Source organism: Dysgonomonas reticulitermitis (genome assembly GCF_054601275.1).
The window spans coordinates 49155-72930 of the sequence record NZ_BAAHWU010000010.1; the positions used below are offsets into that span (position 1 = coordinate 49155).

The following is a 23776-nucleotide window of genomic DNA, read 5'->3' on the forward strand; positions in this document are numbered from 1 at the left end:
ATGGAACATCTAAAGCAAGAGGCCGGAATTTCTCCCGGCCTCTTGCGTGTTGCTGCTCACATCCTGTTACGGAGTTGGTTGTATTGTTATTTTTCAGAAATAATTGTAACAGGCCCTGTAATACCAGCTTCCACTGAGCCTCGGAATATGGTTGGAATCGAAAGATAGTGATTGGCCACCGTGTTATGGACAAGTATTTCCAGTTGATTCTCTCCATCATGTACCAAATCTGTAATATCAAATTGCCACGGAGGGCTCATTCTTAATCCCGCATTTTTCCCGTTCACGTTCAATTCTGCCGTGGAAACTACGCGGCCTAAGTCAAGTATTAATTTATCGCCCGAATGCGATGGAATGCTTACTGTCTTACGATATATGGCGCTGCCTGAGTAGGCGGCTAATCCATCTGCCTTAGACCAGTCTCCAAGCATGGAAAGCCCTTTCCCGCACAGTTGCAAAACGCCGTCGTCTATTGATGAGCCACCCCTGTAACCCCATGTATGTGCAATTTCGATGGCTACTGTTGCCGGACGCTTATCAGGATGCGTAACTATTGCCTCATACCACATCAACCCGTCTGTTCCTTTTTTAGTCAATTCCATCTTGCAAGAAGTACCGTTTACCCATACTCTAGCTTCGCCATAAGAGCGGAATATGAGCCGTTCCAGTCCGGGAGCCGACTTAAAACGAAAATGATTTGATTGCCCGACGCTTTGTCCTATATCATACATCAACAGGGATTGGTCTCCCCTGAACGACATAGCTAAAGGGCGTTCAGCCTGCGATTCGGACGTTATTTGCGGAACAGCGCCTTGTTTACGAAGGACATAGTGAGTTGCGCCATAGGATGTATAATGTAATACCAACGTATTGGCGCCCCTTTTTAGATGAAGAATATTCTTGGAGCCGTCTTGTTTGGCGCCATTGATATAGACTGATTTAGGTAACATGTCCCCAATGTTTGCCTCATACTCTCCGTCTGTTTCTGCATTTACCTGCGTGTATAGATAATAATCATTATATCCGTTCGAAGCTGCGCTACGGGAATAACCACTCCAGATGGATTGGAAATTACCAAGTTTGATGAAATCGTCGTGAACCTTTGCTTTGAGCCCATGCCATCCCTGACGTCCCGGATCGTCTTTTACGCCCCACCGCCACGAATATTCGTAAGGAGACCAGTTATACCTGAATCCGTTTATATCAAAACTACTTGATTGGTATCCGGCCGGTTCTGCAGGCAGGTTATTCATTAACTGCTCGTCCGTTAGTTCGGGAACTGCATTTAGAATCAAAAATTTAGAGCCATACGAAAAATTCTGCATTTTCCACAATTTGTCGTCAAAAGATGGGTTTTTCCATTGCTCATCGCTTGTTGTACCTTGCGAATAACGCGCCCAGTAGACATAAGCCCCTATTAACTCTTTAGTGGCAGGCCAGCGGAAATCGCCATAACGATTATCCAGCACGGGACGAACTTCAAATTCCCATTCATCATCCAAAATCTGGACAACATCTTGTTTCTTTTCAGTATAACCATTTGCTAATACAGCCTTTTCTTTAGGATTGAACATCAATATCTGAATCTCTGTTTTTTCTAATGGCATATGTAAAAAAGTTCCTTGTTCCGTAATTTTTTCCACTTCAAGGAGTTTGGTTTTACCTGTCCACGGATCCCATAATTCAACGGCGCCTTTGGTTCGAAAAAAGCATTCGCTGCCTGCCGGAACACCATATACGGCATACATTTGTTTGTTGTCCAGCGTACGGTGAAGGATATAGGGTTGATCGTCCGGTTCAATGGTTGATACTACACGGAAATCGCGAACCAACAATTTATCGATAATCTCAACAGCCTGTTTGGCTGTCTCCAGTTGAAATACTTTCGATTTTGAATTCGAGCTGACAATTTGCGCTACCAAATCCTTTGTTTCTTTCTGTCCCGCCCCTGCTTTTTCAGTTGCTTCGGGTAGGTTGCCCATCATTAACACAATGCCTCCACTTCGCTTGAAGGCTAAAATTTTTTCCAGCGAGGCCTGTTTTATGGCTCTCATCGATGGAACGATTAATACTTTGAACGATTCTCCGGCAACTTTCAGTTCGCTGTTTTTAATCTCAGCTCGCGTCAATGATTCATAATCCATGAAATCGAAATCTATCGATTGTTTGTAGAGCGTTTCTCCTACATTAAAAGCACAATTCACCGCATCGAGCCCGTAACCGGCAATGACCGGTTCGACAGGATAGAGTATGGCTACATCTGCACAATGTTTACCTTGGCTGAAAAGAAAACTCATCCGTTCGGTACATTCCAGCATTGAACCCATTTGTTCCCAGTATGGCATGCGGAAATGGTTGCACGGAGGCGCCCATTCCCACCATCCTCCCGGCGTGCTGTAATACAATCCATGAAGGCTCAATAAGTTGTGGCCCATGGCAAAGTTGGCGTAAATTGCATCCATTATTTGTTCGGTATTTGTACCCCAGCCACTGCTGTGAAAACCCTCCAACCAAACGCGGGGGCGTTCATACATATGCGCAATGGAGGAAGCTACTTTATTTTTGATTATGTCCTTTTGCAGATAGGGTTGGTCGCAACCGGGGGCAATATTCCAGCGTTGGGTGCGATAATAATCGCCAAATTCAACAACATCGCGCCCTCGTCCGCCATGGTCGCAACCATATACCAAGCCTCTGCTGTTGTGCCAGTCATATATAGGTTTAAAATAGTTTTCTTCGCTCAACGAAACCATTATATCATTGAAATCCAAACGAACTTTAGCCGAAATGTCTCCAATGTTCATAAAGAGCCCGGGTAGCAAAGGGACTATATCATAACCTTTACGTTTTATGAATTCCTGTTGAAAAACATCATTCCACAAGTAGCCGGTCAGGTTAAACTGCAATTCGTCTGAAAAGAAAAAATTCAATCCGCCTTTGTCTTCCGGCGGAAATTTGTCTTCGAATTTTTGGAAGAAGTGCTTCAAATAATATTTCCCTGACTCCGGATTCATTGGATCGTAGGATACCTTTTTATCGAAACGGTAAACGACACCAATAGTCCACTCCCCGTTTGGGCACTCCCATTCGAGGCGATTGTCAGTTATAGATCCGGTCACATCAATACTTTTATTACCTTGATAGGCTATCGCGCAAAGAACCGGATACTTCATCTCCTTATTTACTTTTCCTGTAGCAATAATGCTTTCAAATCTCAGTTCTCCGCCACTCAATTTCGGATTGTCGATCAATGCCGAATCGATATAAGATCCCTGGCCTGCAACTCCAAGAGTATAATCACTCAAGCTAACAAACATTCCCCGCTTGTCAGCCTCTCCTTCGAACCAGCGGAATAAATTCCACCACTCGTCACTAAAAAGTTTTGGTTTCGATGGTAGAGTCAAACCATAAGTTTGCCCTCCTTTGTCATCATGAGCGTAATTAACCTGAAGTCCGCTGATTTTCATTTTGGATAGCATATCTAACTCCCAACTGAGATGTTCGCGTGTTAATGTGTCGCCCATCCACCAAAAGAACGACACCTCGCCATAGCCTTTGAGTGGAGACGCAAACAATGATTTCGCATTTTCGGCTGACTCCAAAGTTGGAATTCCAACTTTAAGCGACTTCTTCTGAGCATATACAGAAGGAAATAATAAGGTTAATAATAATGTGCTTAAAAAAAAGAGAGAGAATCGGTTTTTCATATATAACTAAATTTAATAATTCCATAAAGTATGAAGCAAACAGACTAATATGCTAAAATGTTCATACAAATGTAATACATTATCTTAATTACCAATTCAAATTCAAAATATAAATCTAACAAGATTGCGTTTAGATTTCAAATACCGCTAGATTAGTTAGATTCTAATCTATTGATAGATGTGGTCAGATTTTACTTTTTTCATGGAAACGCCAGAACTGCCTTCCTCTGTCCCCCAAGCCTAAATTCCATTATAAGTTTCTATATCAACATTTAACAAAACCGGCATATCTATGCTTACATCGCAATATTTCATGCCTTTTCTCATCCTAATTCGATATTATTAAGCTTTTTTTTTAGATTTTTTTTTCATAAACTGTTTGATTTAAAAAAAACTATTATATTTGCACAACATGTTCATACATATAATTTATTGTGCAAATATCAAGACTAGTTTCTCATAAATTATAATCTAACCATGTAAAATACTAAAAAGAATCAACTTAACCTCAAAGTTTATTTATGATGAAAAAAACATTAAAAGAACGAATGTATAAGGTGGAGCCTTGTATCCTTAGAGTTGCAAGAAAATTATCGCTCGCAGCCCTTTGCTTCAGTTTTTGTTTGCTAACGATTAGTAATGTAAATGCACAGACAAAAGCACAGACAAGTACAATTACCGGAAATGTTATTGATGATCTTACCGGAGAGCCAATAGCTGGAGCAGTAATCGCAGTCAAGGGTACAACAACAGGTGTAACTACTGATATCAAAGGTTATTATTCTGTAGAAGCTAAACCGAATGATGTATTACAGATTAAGCTAATTGGTTATTCTAGCCAAGAAATATCTGTGGGTACAAAAAACAACATCATCGTAAGATTGAAAGAAACGTTGACAGCCTTAGACGAAATTGTAGTTGTAGGGTATGGGTCTCAGAAAAAGGTCAACCTGACTGGTGCAGTCGGCACAGTTAACCTTCGGGATATAGAGGGAAAACCAACAGTTAACGTTGTTGAATCGCTTCAGGGAACTATTCCAGGCCTGATTATCACACAATCCAGTTCAAAGCCCGGCAATCGTCCGGGGTTGAATATTCGGGGATTGAACACTTTAAATGATAATAACCCTCTGGTTATTATTGATGGTATTCAGGGAGATATACAAAATGTCAACCAATCCGATATCGAACAAATATCCGTGCTGAAAGATGCATCGGCTGCAATCTACGGATCCAGAGCTTCTAACGGGGTTATTCTTATTACAACCAAACAGGGTTCATCTCAAAAAAACGAAGTCCGTTATGAAGCTCAATTCGGCTGGCAAAAGGCTACTGAATTACCTGCAATTGTCGATTCATGGGAATACGCGGAATTGCGGAATGAAGCTTTGATTAATTCGGGCAGGGCTCCAGAATTTACAGCTGATCAGATTGCAAATTATCGTTATGGCGGCGGCACCAACACGAAATGGATAAAAGCCATTTACAAACCGAGCGCGCCTATGCAAAGCCACAGTGTATCTATGAATGGCGGGAATAGTGCTACAACATATCTTCTTTCGGTAGGTTATCTGGATCAAAAGAGTCTTTTCAGGGGAGACAATTTTGGATTAAAAAGATATAATTTCCGATTGAACGTAGCTCACCAACTTTCGGAACGGTTCAAATTTAGCGCTACTACCTATTTTACCCGTAACGAAAACCGTAATACCTCTTACTGGGAAGATTGGATTATCGAACAAGCTACGCGTACCCCATCTATTTATAACTTAAAGGAAGGGAATGAATATATGTACCCTGCCGGAACCAGCGCTAATCCACTTGCCAGGCTTGAAAAAGGTGGTTATAGCCTTTCCGCTCAGGACGATATAAATGGAACTTTGCGAGGAGAGTTTAAAATAATCAATGGATTGACATTGATTGGCATGGCGGGAGCGCGGATCACAGAAAACCGTACTCATGTGAATAGGATTGCCATAGCTGAAAAAACGTCTAATGACCTCGGCAACTTCATGTCCGAATCTTCTGGAAGGGTAAATGACATTACAGTCAATGCACTTCTGAATTATGAAAAAACTTTTGGTAAGCATAGTATCACAGCATTTGGCGGTTATGCATACGAAGGAAACTCTTATAATAGTTTTTATACAGATCGTTCCGCTCCAGAAAAGGATGTACCCTACAATGGCGACGATATTCTTGGCGATGCTGTTCTTGGCGATGCTATTTTCAGGATTCCAAACTCTGGTGATGCTAGTAACTGGGCGCTCTATTCGATCATTGGACGTATTTCCTATAATTTCGGTGATAAATATTTACTTGATTTCAATATTCGCGACGATATTTCTTCAAAGTTTGCAAAAGGAAAAAGATCTGGAATATTTCCTTCATTGTTAGCTGCATGGAGAGTTTCACAAGAGGACTTTTACGGATCACTTGCCAAATATGTACCGTCATTGAAGCTTCGTTCTTCATGGGGCCTTCTCGGGAATAACCGTATTGCCAATGACCAATATCTCTCAATGATTACAGTAAATCAAGGTTATACATTCGGTGGGCTTCCTGCAAGTACAGCCTGGTATTCGGCAGCTAATGAAAATATTGGTTGGGAGACCACCCGCATGTTAAATTTTGGCTTGGATGCCGGTTTATTAAATAACAAATTGAATGTTTCGTTTGATTATTTCAACAATATGACTTACGACATTTTGATGAATTTACCCGTACCCGGGACATATGGCGGCGGAGCTCCGATCCAAAATGCAGGTAAGGTAAAAACTCAAGGTTGGGAATTCAATTTGTCGTACAATTTCGAAACAGGGCCAGTAAGTCATTATATACATGGCAATATTTCAGATAGCTGGAATAAAATTATAAGCTTAAAAGGAACCGAGAGTATATCCGGAAACGACCCTCAATATATTCTAAGAGAAGGTTACCCGATCTGGGCATACTACGCTTATCGTTCAAATGGTTTTTTCCAAAATCAGGATGAAGTCAATAACGGGCCACATACTTCGCAAGGAAGCAAACCTGGTGATATCCGTTATATCGATAAAGACGGAGATGATAGAATATCACCCGATAAAGACAATTTCATTCTGGGTACTCGCGATCCGAGATATACATTTGGGTTCTCATACGGCCTTAACTGGAAAGGTTTGGATGTGTCTATGTTCTGGCAAGGAGTTGGTAAGCGTAATGCATGGATGAGAGGCGAGGCGGTAGAGGCATTTCATAATGGTAATACCGGACCGGTATTCGAATTTCATAAGGATCGTTGGACTCCGGAAAATCCAAATGCAACTTATCCGAGACTTACCGTAGGAAGCGAATCAGCCAATAATGCCCTTCCTTCTGATTTTTGGATCTGGAATGCAGCATACCTTCGCCTTAAAAATGTACAATTGGGCTATACATTGCCTTCGAATCTGACGCGCAAGTTCTTTGTTAAAAATCTACGAATTTATACCAGTGTGCAGAATGTTCTAACTTTTTCCAAAATGAAAGGAACCGGTTGGGATCCTGAATATACTGAAGGAACCGGACGAATTTTCCCTGTATCGCAGGTTTATTCTATGGGATTAGATATTAAGTTCTAATATATAAGTAATGCAAGTTATTTAATGTCATTTTTAAAATCACAACAAAATATTGTTGCTATAGACACTCGAATAATAATTAGCTCTACGAGCTTAAAAATCAGAAAAATGAAAAAATATATAATACATAGTAATTTATTCATATCAATAGCGCTGTGCCTCTGTTCCTGCGTAGATTTGGACACGCCGCCATATAAAGGCCAAACCGACCTGACATACTGGAATAAACCAAATTCGGCAGTGGAAGCTTTAAACTCATGCTATGTTTACATGTCAAATTCCCGTGAAACGTTTTATAATGATGCGATGAGCGATAATGCATATACATCTAAACACGGTTCTGGATTGCCTCAAAGTATAGGCAACGGTTCATATACAACTACTGATATCTACGTTCAGGAATTATGGAGTGGACGGTATGGCGGAATTAGACTTTGTAATAAATTGCTCGCCAATATATCGAAAGTACCAGAGCTTAGCGATCAACAGCGGAATCAATATATCGGAGAAGCGAAGGTGCTTAGGGCATTGAATTATTATGAATTACTTATCCGTTTCGGGGATATTCCTTATTTTACAGATGCGATCTCAATCGAGGAGTCGAATAAAATCCATCGTACATCTACTGAGGAGGTTCTTAATAAAATTATAGCTGAAATCGATGAAGTTATCATTAACGATTTGCTTCCAGCCACTTATACGGCAAAGACGGATATTGGACGGATTACCAAGTGGGGCGCTATGGGTTTGAAAGCCCGGATTTATCTAAGTCAAAACAAATGGGCAGAACTAGAATCTGTAACTTCAAAAATTATAACGGAAAGCGGCCTTGAGTTGTTTCCTTCTTATGAAGGATTATTCGATCCGGATAACGAAAACAATAATGAGGTAATGATTGATGTGCAATACGCTCCCAAAATCCGTGATTACGATGTCGGATTCCAGTTTCTTCCTCCTTCCATGAATTCTTATTGCCAACTTGCACCACTTCAATCGCTTGTTGACGACTATATTATGCTAAATGGAAAAGGGATCAAAGAGGCCGGTTCAGGATGGACTTTGGCTGATCAATTCAAAAATAGAGACCCGCGCCTTGCCGCAACAATCATTTACAATGGCAATAGTTACCCCGGTAAAGCCGCTGTCAATACAACAAGTGGCGTAGATCAGGCATTTGGACCCGATGGCACAACCCCAACCGGTTATTATCAACGTAAGTACTATGATAAATATGCGATACCCGGCTCGACAGCATCAGGCTTAAACATCATCTATCTGCGTTATGGAGATATTCTGCTGATGCATGCAGAAGCTTTGGCTGCACAAAACAAATTGAATGAATCGGAATGGAACAAAACTATACGCGCTTTGCGATACAGGGCGGGATTCCGTGAAAATTCGGCGCTGAATTTCCCTGGAGGCAACGACTTGTTAAATATAGTACGCAGAGAAAGACGCTCAGAACTTGCCTTGGAAGGGCTACGTTATACAGACATCATTCGCTGGAAGATTGCCGAAACTGTTCTTAATGGCAATGCTCTGGGGGCTTATACTGGAGAATCGGGTACTATTGTGGAGAATGGATACCGTATTGTGGAAAAACGTAAGTTTGACAAAACAAAGCAATATCTATGGCCTATTCCCGAGAATGAACGCTTCTTAAACAATAATCTTGGACAAAACCCAAATTGGTAAATTATAAAACATGAGAATTCAGATGAAAAAAATAATATCAGGTGTATTGCTCCTCGCGGCGATGGTGTCATGCACGAAAGAATATGATTTAAATGTTGATTTCACCGCACCGACAACTCTTAACGGTATTGAAGCGGTAGATCTTGATCTCACTTCAACGGACAAGATTATTCTTTCCTGGAGTGGTGGCGGAGCTGTAGACGGGACGTATGTATTGTATGAAGTGCTCTTTGATCAGGCAAACGGAGATTTTTCCGATCCATTCTATACCGTTGCAGCCGATCTGGGTAGTGTCTCGAAACTAACACTGACTCATACCCAATTGAATGTGATTGCTCGTAATGGAGGTATCAAACCAGAAGAAACAGGAACGCTTAAATGGACAGTAAAGGCTTCGAAAGGTGGAGATATCAAATTAGTTAATCCAGCTAAAACAATCCGACTGACACGGGGTGCTGGAATATCTGTTATACCTAACCAATTGTATCTCTATGGATCGGCAACAGAAAATAGTGGTGCCGGCGGCCAGGAGTTTCGCCAGGAATCACAGGGAGTATTTGTGATTTATACCAAACTGGAGCAAAATGGCGTGATCTATTTCAGGGATGGTACAGGATTAGAAGCTACAAATTACTATATCGATGCGAATGACTCAAAGCTCAAAGAAGCTGAAGGTGAGACGAATGTAACAAGTACTGCCAATCCAGTGAGAATCGTTATTGATTTCAATACGCTTACGATGAGTCAAAATGCAGTAGAACTAATCAAAATAATTTGGGCAGACACTTGGTTAGATATCGACCCTGATCACACCGGTTTCATTTACGATGGCAACGGGGAATTCCGCCTTGCGGACCAACTCCTGACTATACGGCATCAGCATCCTGCTTGGGGAGCCCAATGGTCTACCGATGAGCGTTATTATTTCCAAACTTATGTAGGAGGTACCTGGTATCATTGGAGAAGGAAAGGATTGAATGATGGAAACCCAAGCCCGGACGAAGCTCCAGCTTTCTTCCAAATCGAAGATAATGCTGTTTGGAATAGCGAGCAATGGACAGGTGCATGGAAATTCGGGTCATTCGTCTTCGACAGAAGATGCGATATAGTTATCCATACCAATAAAGACGGAATAATGTATCACTCTGTTGTTGTTTTATAACATTGAATTGAAATAATATGTAATTTAAGGGTCTGCCATCGTTTTCACATGACAGGCCCTCAAACATAAGAAAACATGAAAAAATATTTATTGATATTATCCGCTATTATCGTTTTTAGTGGTTGTAACAACGAAGAACCGATTCCTGATAAGCCTGATAAGCCCGATCCTCCGGTTGAAACTATCGACTACGCGGCAAGAGCCAAAGAAATTCGGGACCGGATATTAGGATCGTACGCCATTACAGCCGGAAGTTACAGTGGATTACTGAAAGAAAACATACCGGTGCAATCCGGTGATCCAGCTTGTTCTTTCTTGTGGTCTTATGATGGTTGGGTTTCGGGTGTCACACTATTAAAGCAACTCGGATACGATGTTGATTATATAAAAACAGTGGATAATTTTGAACGCTATTACACGGCCGGAAGTTCGATTAATCCAATAATACCCGGTTTTGGACCAGGGACTAACGGCGCATATCATGGAGGCAATGGCGATCGCTATTACGATGACAACTCAATTGTAGGAATCAATTTGGTAGATGCTTATAAACTTACTAACGAAGCGAAGTATTTAAATTATGCCAAAGATATCGTAGCTTTTCTGCAAAGCGGGAAGGATAGCCATCTTGGTGGAGCCATGTGGTGGCGCGAAAATTCCAAAAATCCGAATGCAACCGATGAGAATTCGAATAAACCAACCTGTGCAAACGGATACGGTACATGTTTTCTTCTCGACTACTATGGTATCTGTCCACAGGGAGAAAAAGCTGCGGTTCTCTCTTTTGCAAAAGAACTCTATCAGTGGTTATATGACAACCTTCGCGATCCGAACGACAATACCTACTACAATGCCAAGCAGGCTCTGGGAGGAGTGCAAACGATGAAATGGACTTACAATTCGGGGGTCATGATCCAGAATGCATTACGGCTTTACAAGATTACCGGGGAGCAGAAATATCTCAACCATGCAATTGCAACAGGAGTTGGTTCGCACGACTATTTTGTAAAGACGCGTAACGGGTTGCCGGCAATGCCCGATAACGACCAGTGGTTTAATACCAAACTTTTTATTGCTTATGTCGAGCTTGCCGAACATTATGCAAATGCAAAAGGCTGGGTAAGCGAATATGAAAAATGCATCAATTATGCTTACGAAAAATCGAGAAACAACAGTGGGTTCTTTTATGAAGGGTGGACAAACAGTAGCCCCGGAAGAAGTTCATGGTTGCTGATACAAGCCGCAACTGTTGAATCATATGCCACGCTTGCTTTATACAATAAAGACAAAGAATAAGAAATATTGATATGAAAAAGAAAAGTATTTTATGTATATTATTCGCATTTCTCCTATCTTGCGGCAATGAAGAGGAAATACCAAAGCAACCCGGAGGTGGAGGAGATACCGACAAAGAAACAGTCGATTATAAATTACGCGCGAAAGAAATATACGACAGGACAATGTCTCGGTACCGGATAAATTCCGGAACTTTTGCAGGTATGTTTTACGAAAGCGTACCTCGGCAAACAGGTGATCCCCAATGTTGTTTCCTCTGGTCCTGGGACTGGTGTGTTTCTGGTATAACCCTGATGCATAAGCTTGGTTATAACGTAGGATACAACGATGTTGTAGACAGGTATCAGAAGTATTATATGAACGGAAGCGCCGTTCAGCCTACAGTCGGCGGTTATGGGCCAGGGACAGCAGGGACAGAGAATAGCGGTAATGGAGATCGTTATTACGATGATAATTCAATCACCGGAGTCAATCTGGTCGATGCATATATAATAACCGGAGAGCAACGATATCTTGATCGGGCTCGTCAAATAGTCGCATTTATCCGGACTGCCTGGGATAACCATCTAGGGGGAGGAATGTGGTGGAGAGAACCTAACCGAAACCCTGAATCAACATTACGCGATGATTTAAAACCATCCTGCGCTAACGTGTACGGCAATTTTTTCTTGCTAAAGTACTATAAAGTATGCCCTTCCGCAGAAAAGGCAGCAGTACTTGCTTTTGCAAAGGATATCTATAAGTGGGAATGTGAAACGCTCCAAGGTGGGGATAATTTATTTTTCACTGGAATTCAGGCAACAGGTACAATAGAATATGGGAAAGATCCTGGTGTAATTGGTGTTATGATTGAAAATGCAGTTTTCTTCTATGACATTACGAAAGAACAGAAGTATTTGGCAGATGCTATGAGATGGGCGGATGCTTCATATGATTATTTTGTAAAAGTTCGTGGAAAGGATGGAGAAATGCTATTTCCAAATAATGAGCCATGGTCAAGCGCAAAATTATTTCGCGCTTACCTGGATTTAAAACCCTATTATCCAGGGGCTACAAAATATATCGACACATATATCAAATATATGGATTATGCTTATAAAAATGCTCGTAATGCCGATGGGTTTTTCTGGGAAGACTTTACCGGAAATGCTGAAGGCAGATCATATATGCTTCTTACTCAGGATGCCGCACTCGAATCTTATGCCGCGATAGCGCTATATAAAGAAGGGAAACTTTAAATTGAAAATGATAAATAATGAATAAAACTATCATTTTTTTTATACTTTTCTATGCCATACTCGTTGTATCTTGTAATACAACGGGTGCGGGAAAAAAGAAAGGGGACATATATTTTCGCAATGCCGAAGAGATGTTCGACAATGTGTGGAATCTTTACAGGGTTCCTGAATATGGGCTTTTTTCGGAATACTACCCGAATTCATATAAACCTGATCTGACTTATTTCAACGATGGTGCGAAAAATGCGCAGGAATGTTCATTTTTGTGGCCGATGAGCGGTGTTTTTTCTTCGACTGTTTACCTGGCAAGTATCGACAGTGCAAAATATATTCCCTATATCGATTCGATGGTAACTGCCGTTGAGCAATATTGTGATATAAGCCGTACACCTTCCGGATATCAGGCATATCCTGTCAGATTTGGAAAAGTAGATCGTTATTATGATGATAACGGCTTGGTGGGTATTGATTATATCGATGCTTATAAAGTAACGAAGAAACAGCAGTACCTAGATAAGGCGAAGGAAGTAATGACCTTCATACAAAGCGGATGGAGCAACGACTTTGGGGGTGGGACGTCCTGGTTAGAAGGTATAAGAGATCAAAAACCAGCCTGCTCGAACGGAAAAGCGACAGTTTTGGCACTCAAATTATATGAAGCTTGTGGAGAGAACGAATATCTCGATTATGGAATAAAATCTTACAATTGGATGATGTCTACATTGAAAGACGATTCGTTACATATCATTTGGAATTCGCTATTGACTACAACTAAAGAGGGAAGTGGGGTTCAAAAGCATGCCTATACTTACAATACAGGTACAATGATTCAATCTGCGACACGTTTATATAAAATAACCAAAGATGAGAAATATTTGAATGATGCAGAAATACTGGCCGAAGGCAGTTATAACTTTTATGTAAAGCGAAGCGAAGACGAAATTCCTTATATATCCGATTTGCCCTGGTTTATTCTTGTTTTGTTCAGAGGGTATCACGAATTGTATGATGTTAATCAAGATCCTAAATATGTCAATGGAATAATCGGATGCGCAGATTGGGCATGGGAACATGCCCGCGACGGAGAACGTCTCGTATACAACGACTGGACTGGGCGCAAAGACCAAAGCAAGGAACCAAAATGGTTGTTAGACGAGTCCTGTTGGCCGGAACTACTTGCGCGAATTGCAATGATCAAGGGCGAAATCAAACATTAAAAGCAAATGTATATGAGAAGAAGTACAATGAAATTTATGAAGAGTGGATTTATATTGTTATTAGGCTTAAGCTTGTTATCATGCGACAAGAACCCTGAAAGCAATATGGGAAAATTGACAGACTATGTAAATCCAAATATCGGGACAACCCATAGCCGGTGGTTTTTCTACACACCTGCCGCCGTGCCTTTCGGGATGGCTAAACTCAGCCCTTCAACAAACGGCAGCTATGGGAACGAACAGGGATGGGAAGCTGTTGGATATGAGGATGTACACACTTCGATTGAGGGCTTTGCCTGCTTCCACGAATTTCAAGTGGGTGGCGTGATGCTTATGCCTGTTACGGGCGAATTGAAAACAATTCCGGGGACACTGGAAGATCCGAAAAGCGGATATCGATCTTCGTTCGACAAAAAAGATGAATATGCCACAGCCGGTTATTATTCGGTTTTGTTGAAAGATTATAATATCAAAGCCGAACTTACAGCAACCAAGCATGTCGGGTTTCAGCAATATACATTCCCCGAATCGGACGAATCATATATTATCTTCGATATAGGAAGTAAATTGGGCGAAAGCGGCGATGTGAAGGATGCTTCTATCAAATTGATAGATAATAATACAATTGAGGGCTATGTCATAACTTCGCCCGAATATGTAAAAAAATACCAGACAGGAGCAGATGTGCGCATGTATTTTCATGCCGAGTTGAGTAAACCGGTGGACGGAAGCAAAGTATTTCTTAGGGGTGGCGAAGTGAAAGACGGAAACAAAATAGAAGGTATAGGTGCTATGTTGGCTGTTAAATACCAGACGTCTGAGAGTGATAAGGTCGTTGTAAAATTAGGTTTGTCATATACATCTATTGAGAATGCTAAAAAAAATATGGAGGCCGAAGCTACAAATATGGACTTTGACACAGCCAAAGCGAATGCGCTCAACACATGGGAAGATTATCTGGGAAGGATAAAGGTTACAACGGACAACAAAAATGACAAAATCAAGTTTTATACCGGACTATTTCATGCTTTGCTTGGCCGTGGACTGGCTAGTGATGTAAATGGAGCATATCCTAAAAATAATGGGGAAGTGGGGCAAATACGACTCAATGCTGAAGGAAAACCTGTGCATAACCATTACAATACCGATGCTATTTGGGGAGCATTCTGGAACCTTACCCAACTTTGGGCATTGGCCTATCCCGAATATTACTCGGATTGGATACAAAGCCAACTTTTGGTATATTCCGAAACAGGATGGTTGGGAGATGGTATAGCCAACAGCAAATATGTTTCGGGGGTAGGAACTAATTTTACGAGCCTAGCCATTGCTGCTGCTTACAATTGCGGAATTCGCGATTTCGATGTTGAATTAGGATACGAGGCTGCACTCAAAAATGAAATTGATGGCAAAAACCGTCTGCCCGGTGCAGGTAAACTCGATGTTGCTCAATTCGTGGAACGCGGCTATTCACCCTATTTACCAGAGCTAGGCTTCGATACGGGTCCGGATGGGTCCGGCTTTAGTGCATCGCATACCATGGAGTATTCCTTCAGCAGTTTTGCTGTTGCACAGTATGCCAAACAACTGGGCCGGGAGGATGATTATAAGCTCTTGTCCCAACTGTCTAATGGCTGGGAACTACTGTTCGACAAAGAAACGAACCTTATTCGTCCCCGTTTGAAAGATGGCGGATTTATCAAAGATTTTGACCCTTTGGCTCCTTGGATAGGATTTCAAGAGGGGAATGCTATACAATATACTTTTTATGTACCTCATCAACCAGAAAAATTAGTGAGAATGGTTGGCAAGGATGAATTCAATACACGTCTGGACAGCATTTTTATTATCTCGCAAAAAGATATATTCGGCGGAGGTAAAACATTAAATGCTTTTTCGGGTTTGCATACAGTCTACAATCATGGGAATCAGCCTAATCTACACATATCGTGGATGTTCAATTTCTCCGAAAAACCTTACTTGTCGCAAAAATGGGTGCGTGCAATTTGTAACGAATTTTATGGGACAGATGGAGTGCATGGATATGGATATGGTCAAGATGAAGATCAAGGACAGCTAGGCGCATGGTATGTTATGTCTTCCATCGGATTATTCGATGTAAAGGGCCTGACAGAGATAAATCCAACCTTTCAGATAGGTAGTACCCTGTTCGATAAAGTCGAAATCACATTGGACAAGAAGTACTACAAAGGGGATAAATTTATCATCGAAGCTGAAAATAATTCGGCTGATAATATGTATCTGCAAACAATTGCATATGATGGAAATCTTCAAAATTCAGTATTTCTTCCTTTTGCCGATATAGTTAATGGGGGAACTTTAAAATTGAAATTAGGAAAAGAACCGAATTTACAATTAATGAAATAAGTGATTTGATTAATTTGTCTCATCCTAAAACAGGTTGATATAATATCTATTTACAATATTAACTATAATTTCATTTCGCAATACAATATTTGGATATCAATAATTGTTCGGCAGAACGAAACAGGCACCTTTGATGGCTCTCCTCCTCTTATAAATATAAACCATCTTTTTGTTGTTTTGTATTCGATACTGTCAGCATATTTGCAGAGTAAAACAAGCATAGCCACAATATAAAGGTAAGCATATGACGAATACGGCTATCAGTTGTCATACGCAAGCATCCGGGTTTGACGCGTATCCTGACGACCTGGCTGGCACGCCCGGAGATATAGAATACGGGATGATCGAATTGCTGAAACTACAGGGAAAACTGCCTCAAGAAATGACAGGGATAAATCCTTAAAGCCTGTTAAAAACGGCAAAACAAAAAAGATACTTCTGTTATCATTGTCCCTGTTAAAAAGTGTATGTATTGATGATAACAGGTTGTTATCATCAATAGAGGCATATTTTGTTATCATGGTATTCAACCGACCAGTGTCCGACCGGAGGTCTCAATCCTCCGGTAATCCTCCGGTCACTATTTTGATAATGAACTAATTTTTAGGCTGTTATAATCTATCTTTTTTGTTCTGCCCCTCAATTATTGCCTTTTCAGTATTCATTATAGTTCTATTTTAAATAATTCGTCAAAATGAATTTTTGATACTTGTATGTTCTTCCCAATTCTTTGCTTAGGTATGCGGTTATCATGTATTCTGCTATATATCTGATCTCTGGTCAGATTATATTTTTGTTTGATTTCCTCGACTGTATACCATTCTTGTATATCTGCAATATTAATATTTCTTTTCTTGAAATACCTGTCAATATGAATTTTAGATATGTATAGTTTACCATTATTAGTTGTCTTAGGGATTTTATGCCTGTTTACAATATCGTTCAGTCTTCTATATTTGGCCATTCTTAATTATTCGTATTTCTTACTTTCTTCTATTAGCTCTTCACTCCATTGTTCCGGAGCCAATGGTGAAAAAAGTTCTATTAAATTATCTTCAGGGTCACGCAGATGTACTGTACGCATCCCCCAACCAGCCATATCGGTAGGTTCATTCACGAATATCACACCTTTTGCTTTCAAGACAGCGTAAGTGTCGTCAACATTATCCACACTGAATGACACAAGTGATTTCTCCCGGAATCCCACAGGCAATTCTTTATCTGCATTACTTACAGATGGAGCCATCCAATCAGATACAAAAAGGGCAAAACGTTCCATACCGTCTGTTACTTTGAAACTGGCGTATCCACTATTCTCGTCACCCCAAAGAGCTTCCAAACCAAGTTGCTCAGTGTAAAACTTAAAACATTTTGCATAGTCTTTAACTAACAGTCGTACATTGCTAAATTTCATTGTTCTATAATTTTTATGGTTATTCTTTTTCTATAATCTCCGTCTTTCTTCTTCTTAAAGCTATTGTTCAATAATGCTTTTATAGAGAAGATATTTTCTTCGGAAGGGTCTGCGGATATTTCACATCCGCCCAATTCTACGATTTTTTCCTCTAATTTCCGAATAATAATTTTACTGATACCCTTATTCAGATATTCCTCTTCACCAATCAGATAGCCTATTTCATACGTATGATTTTCTTCTGCACAAGCGGCATAAAAACTCACATAAGCATTGAAAAGCAAGCGGTCGTCAACGCTTAAATCTGCCAGTTTTTTGTCAGCAATATTCCTGTACTGTTTTTTATTGCCATTTGATTGGTTGCGGCATTCTTCTATCAGTTGCCAAAATTGCTTGTTGTTCATCTAATTTAAAATTTAACTAATGCCGTTGTACCATTTTTCTATTGGTACAAACACAAGACCTGTAGGATTAACCGACATAATCAAATCGACAATTGATTTATGATACAACACACGAGCGCCACTTTCCTGTACCATAAACACCCGCCTTTCTTCTAACGGCACTTTGGATACGGCATATTCACTCAATACCATCTTGTCAATCCCTATCCATTCTCCATCTGCATTAATATCCCCTTCTGTTTTTTGTGGGTCTAAGAAAGCATATTTATGAAATACATTGGCAACCCAGTAATCGGTATATTTTTCCCCCTTTCTTCCTCTGATAACGGCAGGCACCCATTGTAAACCCTTAATCTCTTGGGATTTCAAAACATCATAGATTTTTCGTGAGAAAACCTGTCGCCCCGTTAAAAAAAGATAATCAACCATTTGCGGCTTTTTGGGGTAAGGCGGACGGAATGTCAAATGAGTAACCGTACCTTCTGCTGCTTTTTGTATTCTGTAAAGATACCTTATTCCTTCAGGGTCAACATCATCATCGCACATTAATGCAGGCGATTGATATGCACCGTCACTTTCTACCATATAATAATCAAATTCGTTTTCCATTTTTTATTCTCCTTTTAATTTAAAATTTATAAAATATATTTTTGTGAAATTAAAACCTCCATTTTTCTATTGGAACAAACACAAGACCTACAGGATTAACCGACATAATCAAATCAACTATTGATTTATGATACAACACACGAGCCGCGCTTTCGTGTACCATAAACACCCGCCTTTCTTCCAACGGAACTTGTAAGACTTTTTCATTATCAAATACCATTGAATTAATCATAGCCCATCTTCCACTGGCACTTATACTTCCTTTTCTATCAGATTTGTCAGGGTCTAAAAATGCATATTCTTGATACGCATTAGCAACCCAGTAATCGGTATATTTTTCCCCTTTTCTTCCTCTGATAACGGCAGGCACCCATTGTAAACCCTTAATCTCTTGGGATTTCAAAACATCATAGATTTTTCGTGAGAAAACCTGTCGCCCCGTTAAAAAAAGATAATCAACCATTTGCGGCTTTTTGGGATAAGGCGGACGGAATGTCAAATGAGTAACCGTACCTTCTGCTGCTTTTTCCATATCATAAAGATACTCTATTCCTTCAGGGTCAACATCATCATCGCACATTAATGCAGGCGATTGATATGCACCGTCGCTTTCAATCATATAATAATCAAATTCGTTTTCCATTTTTTATTCTTCTTTTAATTTAAAATTTATAAAATATATTTATTTAATTAATCAAATATTTTTCAATAATTCCTCTGCCGACATTTCCATTTTGTTAAAGGCAAACAGTTTTTTGCCCAAATCTTTTAATGACGCGCCAATGTGATATATTTCGTTGTCGAGCAAAAGAAAACGGTCGTGAATGTTTTGTTTTTTTTCAATGAAGATTTCAGGATATTGGGCATTATGCCTGTCCAAATCAAGCCGCAGTTGAGCAGAAATTTTTGCGGTGTAAATGGCGGCTTTTACGCCTGCATTTCGTTTCGACAGGAAAATTAATACGCTTTCATCTAAATAGTTATCAATCAAAATCACTCGTTTTGTGGCTGACTTTATCAGGTCGGCAATAAAAATATAAGCATCAAAAATCTGTCCGTCATAAAACACGCCTTCAACGGGCGGCAAAGCCGTTTTTACGAAAAAATCAATTTTCTTTTCATTTTCAGTCATTCGGTATTCCAACCGTTCAAATCGTTGATTGATTGCGTAACCTTTTAGAATATAATCTTTTAAAACACGGTTTGCCCATTGTCTGAATTGCGTACCCTGTTTTGATTTTACGCGATAACCAACAGAAATTATTACATCAAGGTTGTAATAATCAACAATATATGTTTTTCCATCTGCGGCAGTATATGCAAATTTTGCATATACTGAAATTTTATCTAATTCTCCTTCTTTGAAAACATTACGAATATGTTTCGAGATAACTGATTGGTCTCTGCCAAAAAGTATTACCATCTGCGCCTGCGTAAGCCACACCGTTTCATTCTCTACCAACACCTCCAACTGAATAGCGTTATCGGGCTGATATAAAATAATTTCGTTTTTATTGTTTGCTGATATTTCTATTGGCATTTTTTAATCTCCTTTTAATTTAAAATTTATAAAATATGTTTTTTGTGAAATTAATGTTTTTTAAACTGATTGCCTGAACATTGCGTTGTCGTCCCAATCCGAAACTTTCCAAAAGCGCATTCCTGTCAGGTTTTCGGCTTGTATGGCTTCATAAATGCTTTGGTGAACGATAACAATTCCTGTATTTTCTTCCAATAAAAAAACCTTGCGTTTTTCTGCAGGAATGTTATTGAATAAATCGGCGTTGAGCGAAAAACGCTTTAAATCCATAATAGTGCCAAATCTATCGGGTTTGCCGCCCTCATAGTTATTTTCATCAATGGCTCGCAGGCGGTTGTGAAAATGAATGGCGTAATGCCCTGTAATAACTTCTTTTTTATTGGTGGTAATTTCAACGGGGACAAATTGAACGCCGTAAATATTTAGCGTTTCAAAAAGCGTTTTCAATTTTTCGCTGCCTGAAAAATCAGCATCAAGCATTAAAAAGTCAGCCATTTCGTACTGTTTGGGATAAGGTTGCCCAAAAATAATTTTGAGCGGCAATTCCAAAGTTTTTTCGTCGATTGGTTCGGCTTCCATAAAAGCGGAATAATCGGTTTTGCCCCACGCCAAAAGCGGGTGGTTGTTCGCTCCGTCCACGTTCATTACATAGTACTCGTTGTCGAATTGATTTTTGTTCATTTTTTTATTCTCCTTTTAATTTAAAATTTATAAAATATGTTTTTGTAAAATCAAATTTGTATATATAATTAATTGTATTACAGTATATTTATTTGATTTTTGTTTGTTGTTGTTTTGATAAGTTGATACAGAATGCATAGATATTTATATATCAATAAAATAACGATTTTTTCGGTACAAACTCATAAATAGGTTCTGTATGCATTCTGTTTTGTACCAATTACTTATGCTAATATACGTGACATTGGTGAAAAAACGAAATATTTGGTGGAAAGTTCTGAGAATATTTATCAATAAGTCAATCCTAATTGCCAAAGAGGAATAACATTTAAAAAACCGTCTTCAATATCGTCTTTTACGATGTATCCGTTTTCGACTTCTTTAATCTGCTTCTGTCCTTTGTTTTTACCTCCGACTTCAAATGTTTTGTCGTCAATCAAGAAATCAGCAATAGGAGAAGTAAACACATCAGATTTTACCCGCATTTGATTTAAAAAGAATGTTTCCCGAATGTTCCCAATATTAGAAGTGTTTTCCGCAAGATTATAAATCAGATTAGTATTATCCAGATATATCTTATCGACTTTACCCAATCCACGAATACCCCCTGTATTATCTCTAAGTTGAGCGATCATGCCTGCTTCTTCGATATACAGACAATAATCCGATATATTATTGCGACTGGCAGATAACATTTCCGCTATTTTACTCATATTGGGTTTGAATGGGGCACTTTTTGAGATTATAGATAATAGCTGTTTAAGTTTTCTACCTGTTGCCGCATTCATATCGGCATACATTGGAATATCATTTTCCAGTGTTTGATTTATTATCTGCCCTAAACGTATTTCGAAATCTTCTTCCAAAGCAAATGGATAATAACCTCTTTTCAAATAATCAGCAAAAAGCGGTAAAGGCCGTTGCAAATCGGCAATTTCTACTTTATGCTGTAATATATCTTCTAATGAATATGTTTTACTAGAGATTTTATGAAACAGCATCAGATATTCCCGGAAAGATAAGCCTTGCATGTTGTATATAACAGCTCTGCGGCTAAGGTCGGAAGCACCTTTCTTTATATCCAAAACTGAAGAACCTGTGAATACAACTTTGAGATCTTTGTGATAATCGTAAATCAGTTTCAGCTCTCTTGCCCAGTCTTTATATTTATGAATCTCATCGATGAACAGGTATTTACCACCATATTTAACAAAAGTATCTGCCAACTCTGTAATTCTATTATCAACAAAGTAGAAATCTTCCGCTGTTACATAAAGCGTCTCAGCAGGATTCAAATTTTGCTTGATATATTGTAGGACAAGAGTAGTTTTTCCTACTCCACGAGGACCAATAAGTCCAATCATCTGGCTCTGCCAATTGATCTCGTTATACATATAGCGTAAGAAGCCTGTATCTGCTTCTTTTATCAGTCTATTGGAGTACTCAAATAGCTTTTCCATCGTTATCTTTTTTTACAAAGATAATCATATTTTGCACTTTAATAGTGCAAAATACAGATATATTTGCTCCATGACTGTGCAAATAAGCGAGAAAATATATTTGATTTTTATTAAAAAATCAAATATTGGATGGAAAATTCTTCCCAAAATCTTTGTTTCAATTGTGAGTTCGAGCACGATTAAGACGAAAAGAGATCTGATCTCTTGAAAATGAAATTTCTTTAACTTCAGGATATTAGTTTGTAATAAAGGGAGCGATACAATTCGATCTGTATATTTGCAAAGTAAGAGTAAACAGCATTTTATTGTTGTCGAAGTTAGGTATCGAAATACGTTCCAAATCAGAGATATTTTTTACAAAGTAATTTTTGAATTTATCCGATTCTATATTTTGATGTTCATAAAGTGAGAATACTAGAATTTTATCAAAGTTGTTTTAATATCTTCATTTCCATAGAAAGTAGGAAAGTACATTAATTCGGCTTTTGCTGGATTAAGCGTATAACGACCGGTATATTTTGGTAACAATTCAACGTCAAATACATGCTGTCCTTTCGAGAGTTTATTACAAAAAATTACTACTTTTTCCTTGTAGTGTTCCCGATGCGCCTCTTTCCAATAGTTGCCCATAGTTTTTGATTCGTAAGAACAGCCTGCCGGAATAGGAATTTCTATCTGCACATATTCTGCATCCCCCGCGAGGTTAAGCGTTGCCTGTAATGTCGTAGTTTTACCCTCTTTCAAATCAGCTACGCTATCATTATTTATCTTGAATGTTGTTGATATTTCAAATCCTTTCGATTTTTCCTTTATAGGATTTTTATGATAAGTAGTAATAAACAGAGGCATAGTACCAGGAGAGGTCGGAAGATTTCAATATATCATATATTATTGTTTATCAATTCAATCGTTTATAATCAGGTCGGTAAATATATTTTATAACACTGAGTACCACTGAGTTTTTTTAGTCTCAGTGAACCTCAGTGTCTGCTCAGTATTTCTCAGTGTAACTGTTTTTTTCTGATAAAATGAGTTGTAATTAACTGATAACTAATACTATAAAATCTTCCGACCACTCCTGGTGATTTGATGATCAAAAATCCTAATTCTCCGATAGTAACCAACCGTGTAGGTGATACCCGTTGGCTACCTTAATAAATAAGGTATAATTTCTGGTCTATCAAAAAGGGCTGATCTTTTTCAGTAAAGATCAGCCTCTTATAGAAGATTTCGAAATTCTTGTAGGAAGCAGTTCTAAAGAAGAAAATTTAACTAAAACCAATATAAACTACTTATTCTATAAACATAATCATATTTTATTATGAAACAAAAAAGAAAAAAGATGAAGAGTAGATCGCTTCTG

General features: G+C 39.1%; 18 protein-coding genes. 8 read left to right on the forward strand and 10 right to left on the reverse strand.

All coding sequences use genetic code 11. The annotated features are described in order from the left end of the window. Positions 1-86 precede the first annotated feature (86 nt). Complete coding sequence (locus ACYPZI_RS06475) at positions 87-3707, reverse strand: glycosyl hydrolase (RefSeq protein ID WP_459599795.1); 3621 nt, start codon at positions 3705-3707, stop codon at positions 87-89. Positions 3708-4228: 521 nt separating this feature from the next. Between ACYPZI_RS06475 and ACYPZI_RS06480 the strand changes: the two genes are divergently transcribed. The 8 genes from ACYPZI_RS06480 (at position 4229) to ACYPZI_RS06515 (ending at position 16708) form a co-directional block, all read left to right on the forward strand. Next, entirely contained in the window at positions 4229-7309 is a 3081-nt protein-coding gene (locus tag ACYPZI_RS06480) for a SusC/RagA family TonB-linked outer membrane protein (protein ID WP_459599797.1), read from the forward strand. Positions 7310-7417: 108 nt separating this feature from the next. Next, complete coding sequence (locus ACYPZI_RS06485; protein ID WP_459599799.1) at positions 7418-9004, forward strand: RagB/SusD family nutrient uptake outer membrane protein; 1587 nt, start codon at positions 7418-7420, stop codon at positions 9002-9004. Positions 9005-9026: 22 nt separating this feature from the next. Then, positions 9027-10166 (forward strand): SusE domain-containing protein, encoded by a 1140-nt coding sequence (locus tag ACYPZI_RS06490; protein WP_459599801.1) that lies wholly within the window; start codon positions 9027-9029, stop codon positions 10164-10166. Positions 10167-10241: 75 nt separating this feature from the next. Further along, a complete protein-coding gene (locus ACYPZI_RS06495) occupies positions 10242-11462 on the forward strand; it encodes a glycoside hydrolase family 76 protein (protein ID WP_459599803.1) in 1221 nt (406 codons plus the stop codon). An 11-nt stretch (positions 11463-11473) separates the two neighbouring features. Continuing rightward, positions 11474-12700, forward strand: coding sequence for a glycoside hydrolase family 76 protein (locus tag ACYPZI_RS06500; RefSeq protein ID WP_459599805.1), 1227 nt, complete (start codon positions 11474-11476; stop codon positions 12698-12700). A gap of 17 nt (positions 12701-12717) precedes the next feature. Further along, entirely contained in the window at positions 12718-13917 is a 1200-nt protein-coding gene (locus ACYPZI_RS06505) for a glycoside hydrolase family 76 protein (RefSeq protein WP_459599807.1), read from the forward strand. A 12-nt stretch (positions 13918-13929) separates the two neighbouring features. Continuing rightward, entirely contained in the window at positions 13930-16305 is a 2376-nt protein-coding gene (locus ACYPZI_RS06510) for a GH92 family glycosyl hydrolase (protein ID WP_459599809.1), read from the forward strand. A gap of 244 nt (positions 16306-16549) precedes the next feature. Further along, the gene (locus ACYPZI_RS06515; protein WP_459599811.1) at positions 16550-16708 is read left to right on the forward strand and encodes a hypothetical protein; all 159 of its coding nucleotides are present in this window, start codon (positions 16550-16552) and stop codon (positions 16706-16708) included. A gap of 261 nt (positions 16709-16969) precedes the next feature. On the opposite strand, the gene ACYPZI_RS06520 is transcribed toward ACYPZI_RS06515, so the two are convergent. From ACYPZI_RS06520 to ACYPZI_RS06560, 9 genes are all read right to left on the reverse strand, one after another. Beyond that, positions 16970-17269 (reverse strand): hypothetical protein, encoded by a 300-nt coding sequence (locus ACYPZI_RS06520; protein WP_459599813.1) that lies wholly within the window; start codon positions 17267-17269, stop codon positions 16970-16972. Between the two features lie 6 nt (positions 17270-17275). Beyond that, positions 17276-17719, reverse strand: a complete 444-nt coding sequence (locus ACYPZI_RS06525) for a VOC family protein (protein WP_459599815.1) — start codon at positions 17717-17719, stop codon at positions 17276-17278. Further along, a complete protein-coding gene (locus ACYPZI_RS06530) occupies positions 17716-18123 on the reverse strand; it encodes a DUF4240 domain-containing protein (protein ID WP_459599817.1) in 408 nt (135 codons plus the stop codon). Before ACYPZI_RS06530 ends, ACYPZI_RS06525 begins: the two co-directional genes overlap by 4 nt. Before the next feature lie 12 nt (positions 18124-18135). Then, positions 18136-18732, reverse strand: coding sequence for an imm11 family protein (locus tag ACYPZI_RS06535; RefSeq protein ID WP_459599819.1), 597 nt, complete (start codon positions 18730-18732; stop codon positions 18136-18138). Positions 18733-18781: 49 nt separating this feature from the next. Beyond that, positions 18782-19375 (reverse strand): imm11 family protein, encoded by a 594-nt coding sequence (locus ACYPZI_RS06540; protein ID WP_459599821.1) that lies wholly within the window; start codon positions 19373-19375, stop codon positions 18782-18784. 51 nt (positions 19376-19426) lie between these two features. Beyond that, positions 19427-20272 carry a virulence RhuM family protein gene (locus ACYPZI_RS06545; protein WP_459599823.1) on the reverse strand — a complete coding sequence of 282 codons (846 nt, stop codon included), beginning with the start codon at positions 20270-20272 and terminating at the stop codon, positions 19427-19429. Between the two features lie 60 nt (positions 20273-20332). Next, positions 20333-20953, reverse strand: coding sequence for an imm11 family protein (locus tag ACYPZI_RS06550; protein ID WP_459599825.1), 621 nt, complete (start codon positions 20951-20953; stop codon positions 20333-20335). Between the two features lie 290 nt (positions 20954-21243). Further along, positions 21244-22413: an ATP-binding protein gene (locus tag ACYPZI_RS06555; RefSeq protein WP_459599827.1), complete on the reverse strand. Its 1170-nt coding sequence runs from the start codon at positions 22411-22413 to the stop codon at positions 21244-21246. A gap of 414 nt (positions 22414-22827) precedes the next feature. Next, on the reverse strand, positions 22828-23262 hold the full coding sequence (locus ACYPZI_RS06560) for an alpha-2-macroglobulin family protein (protein WP_459599829.1): 435 nt from the start codon (positions 23260-23262) through the stop codon (positions 22828-22830). Positions 23263-23776: the final 514 nt, after the last annotated feature.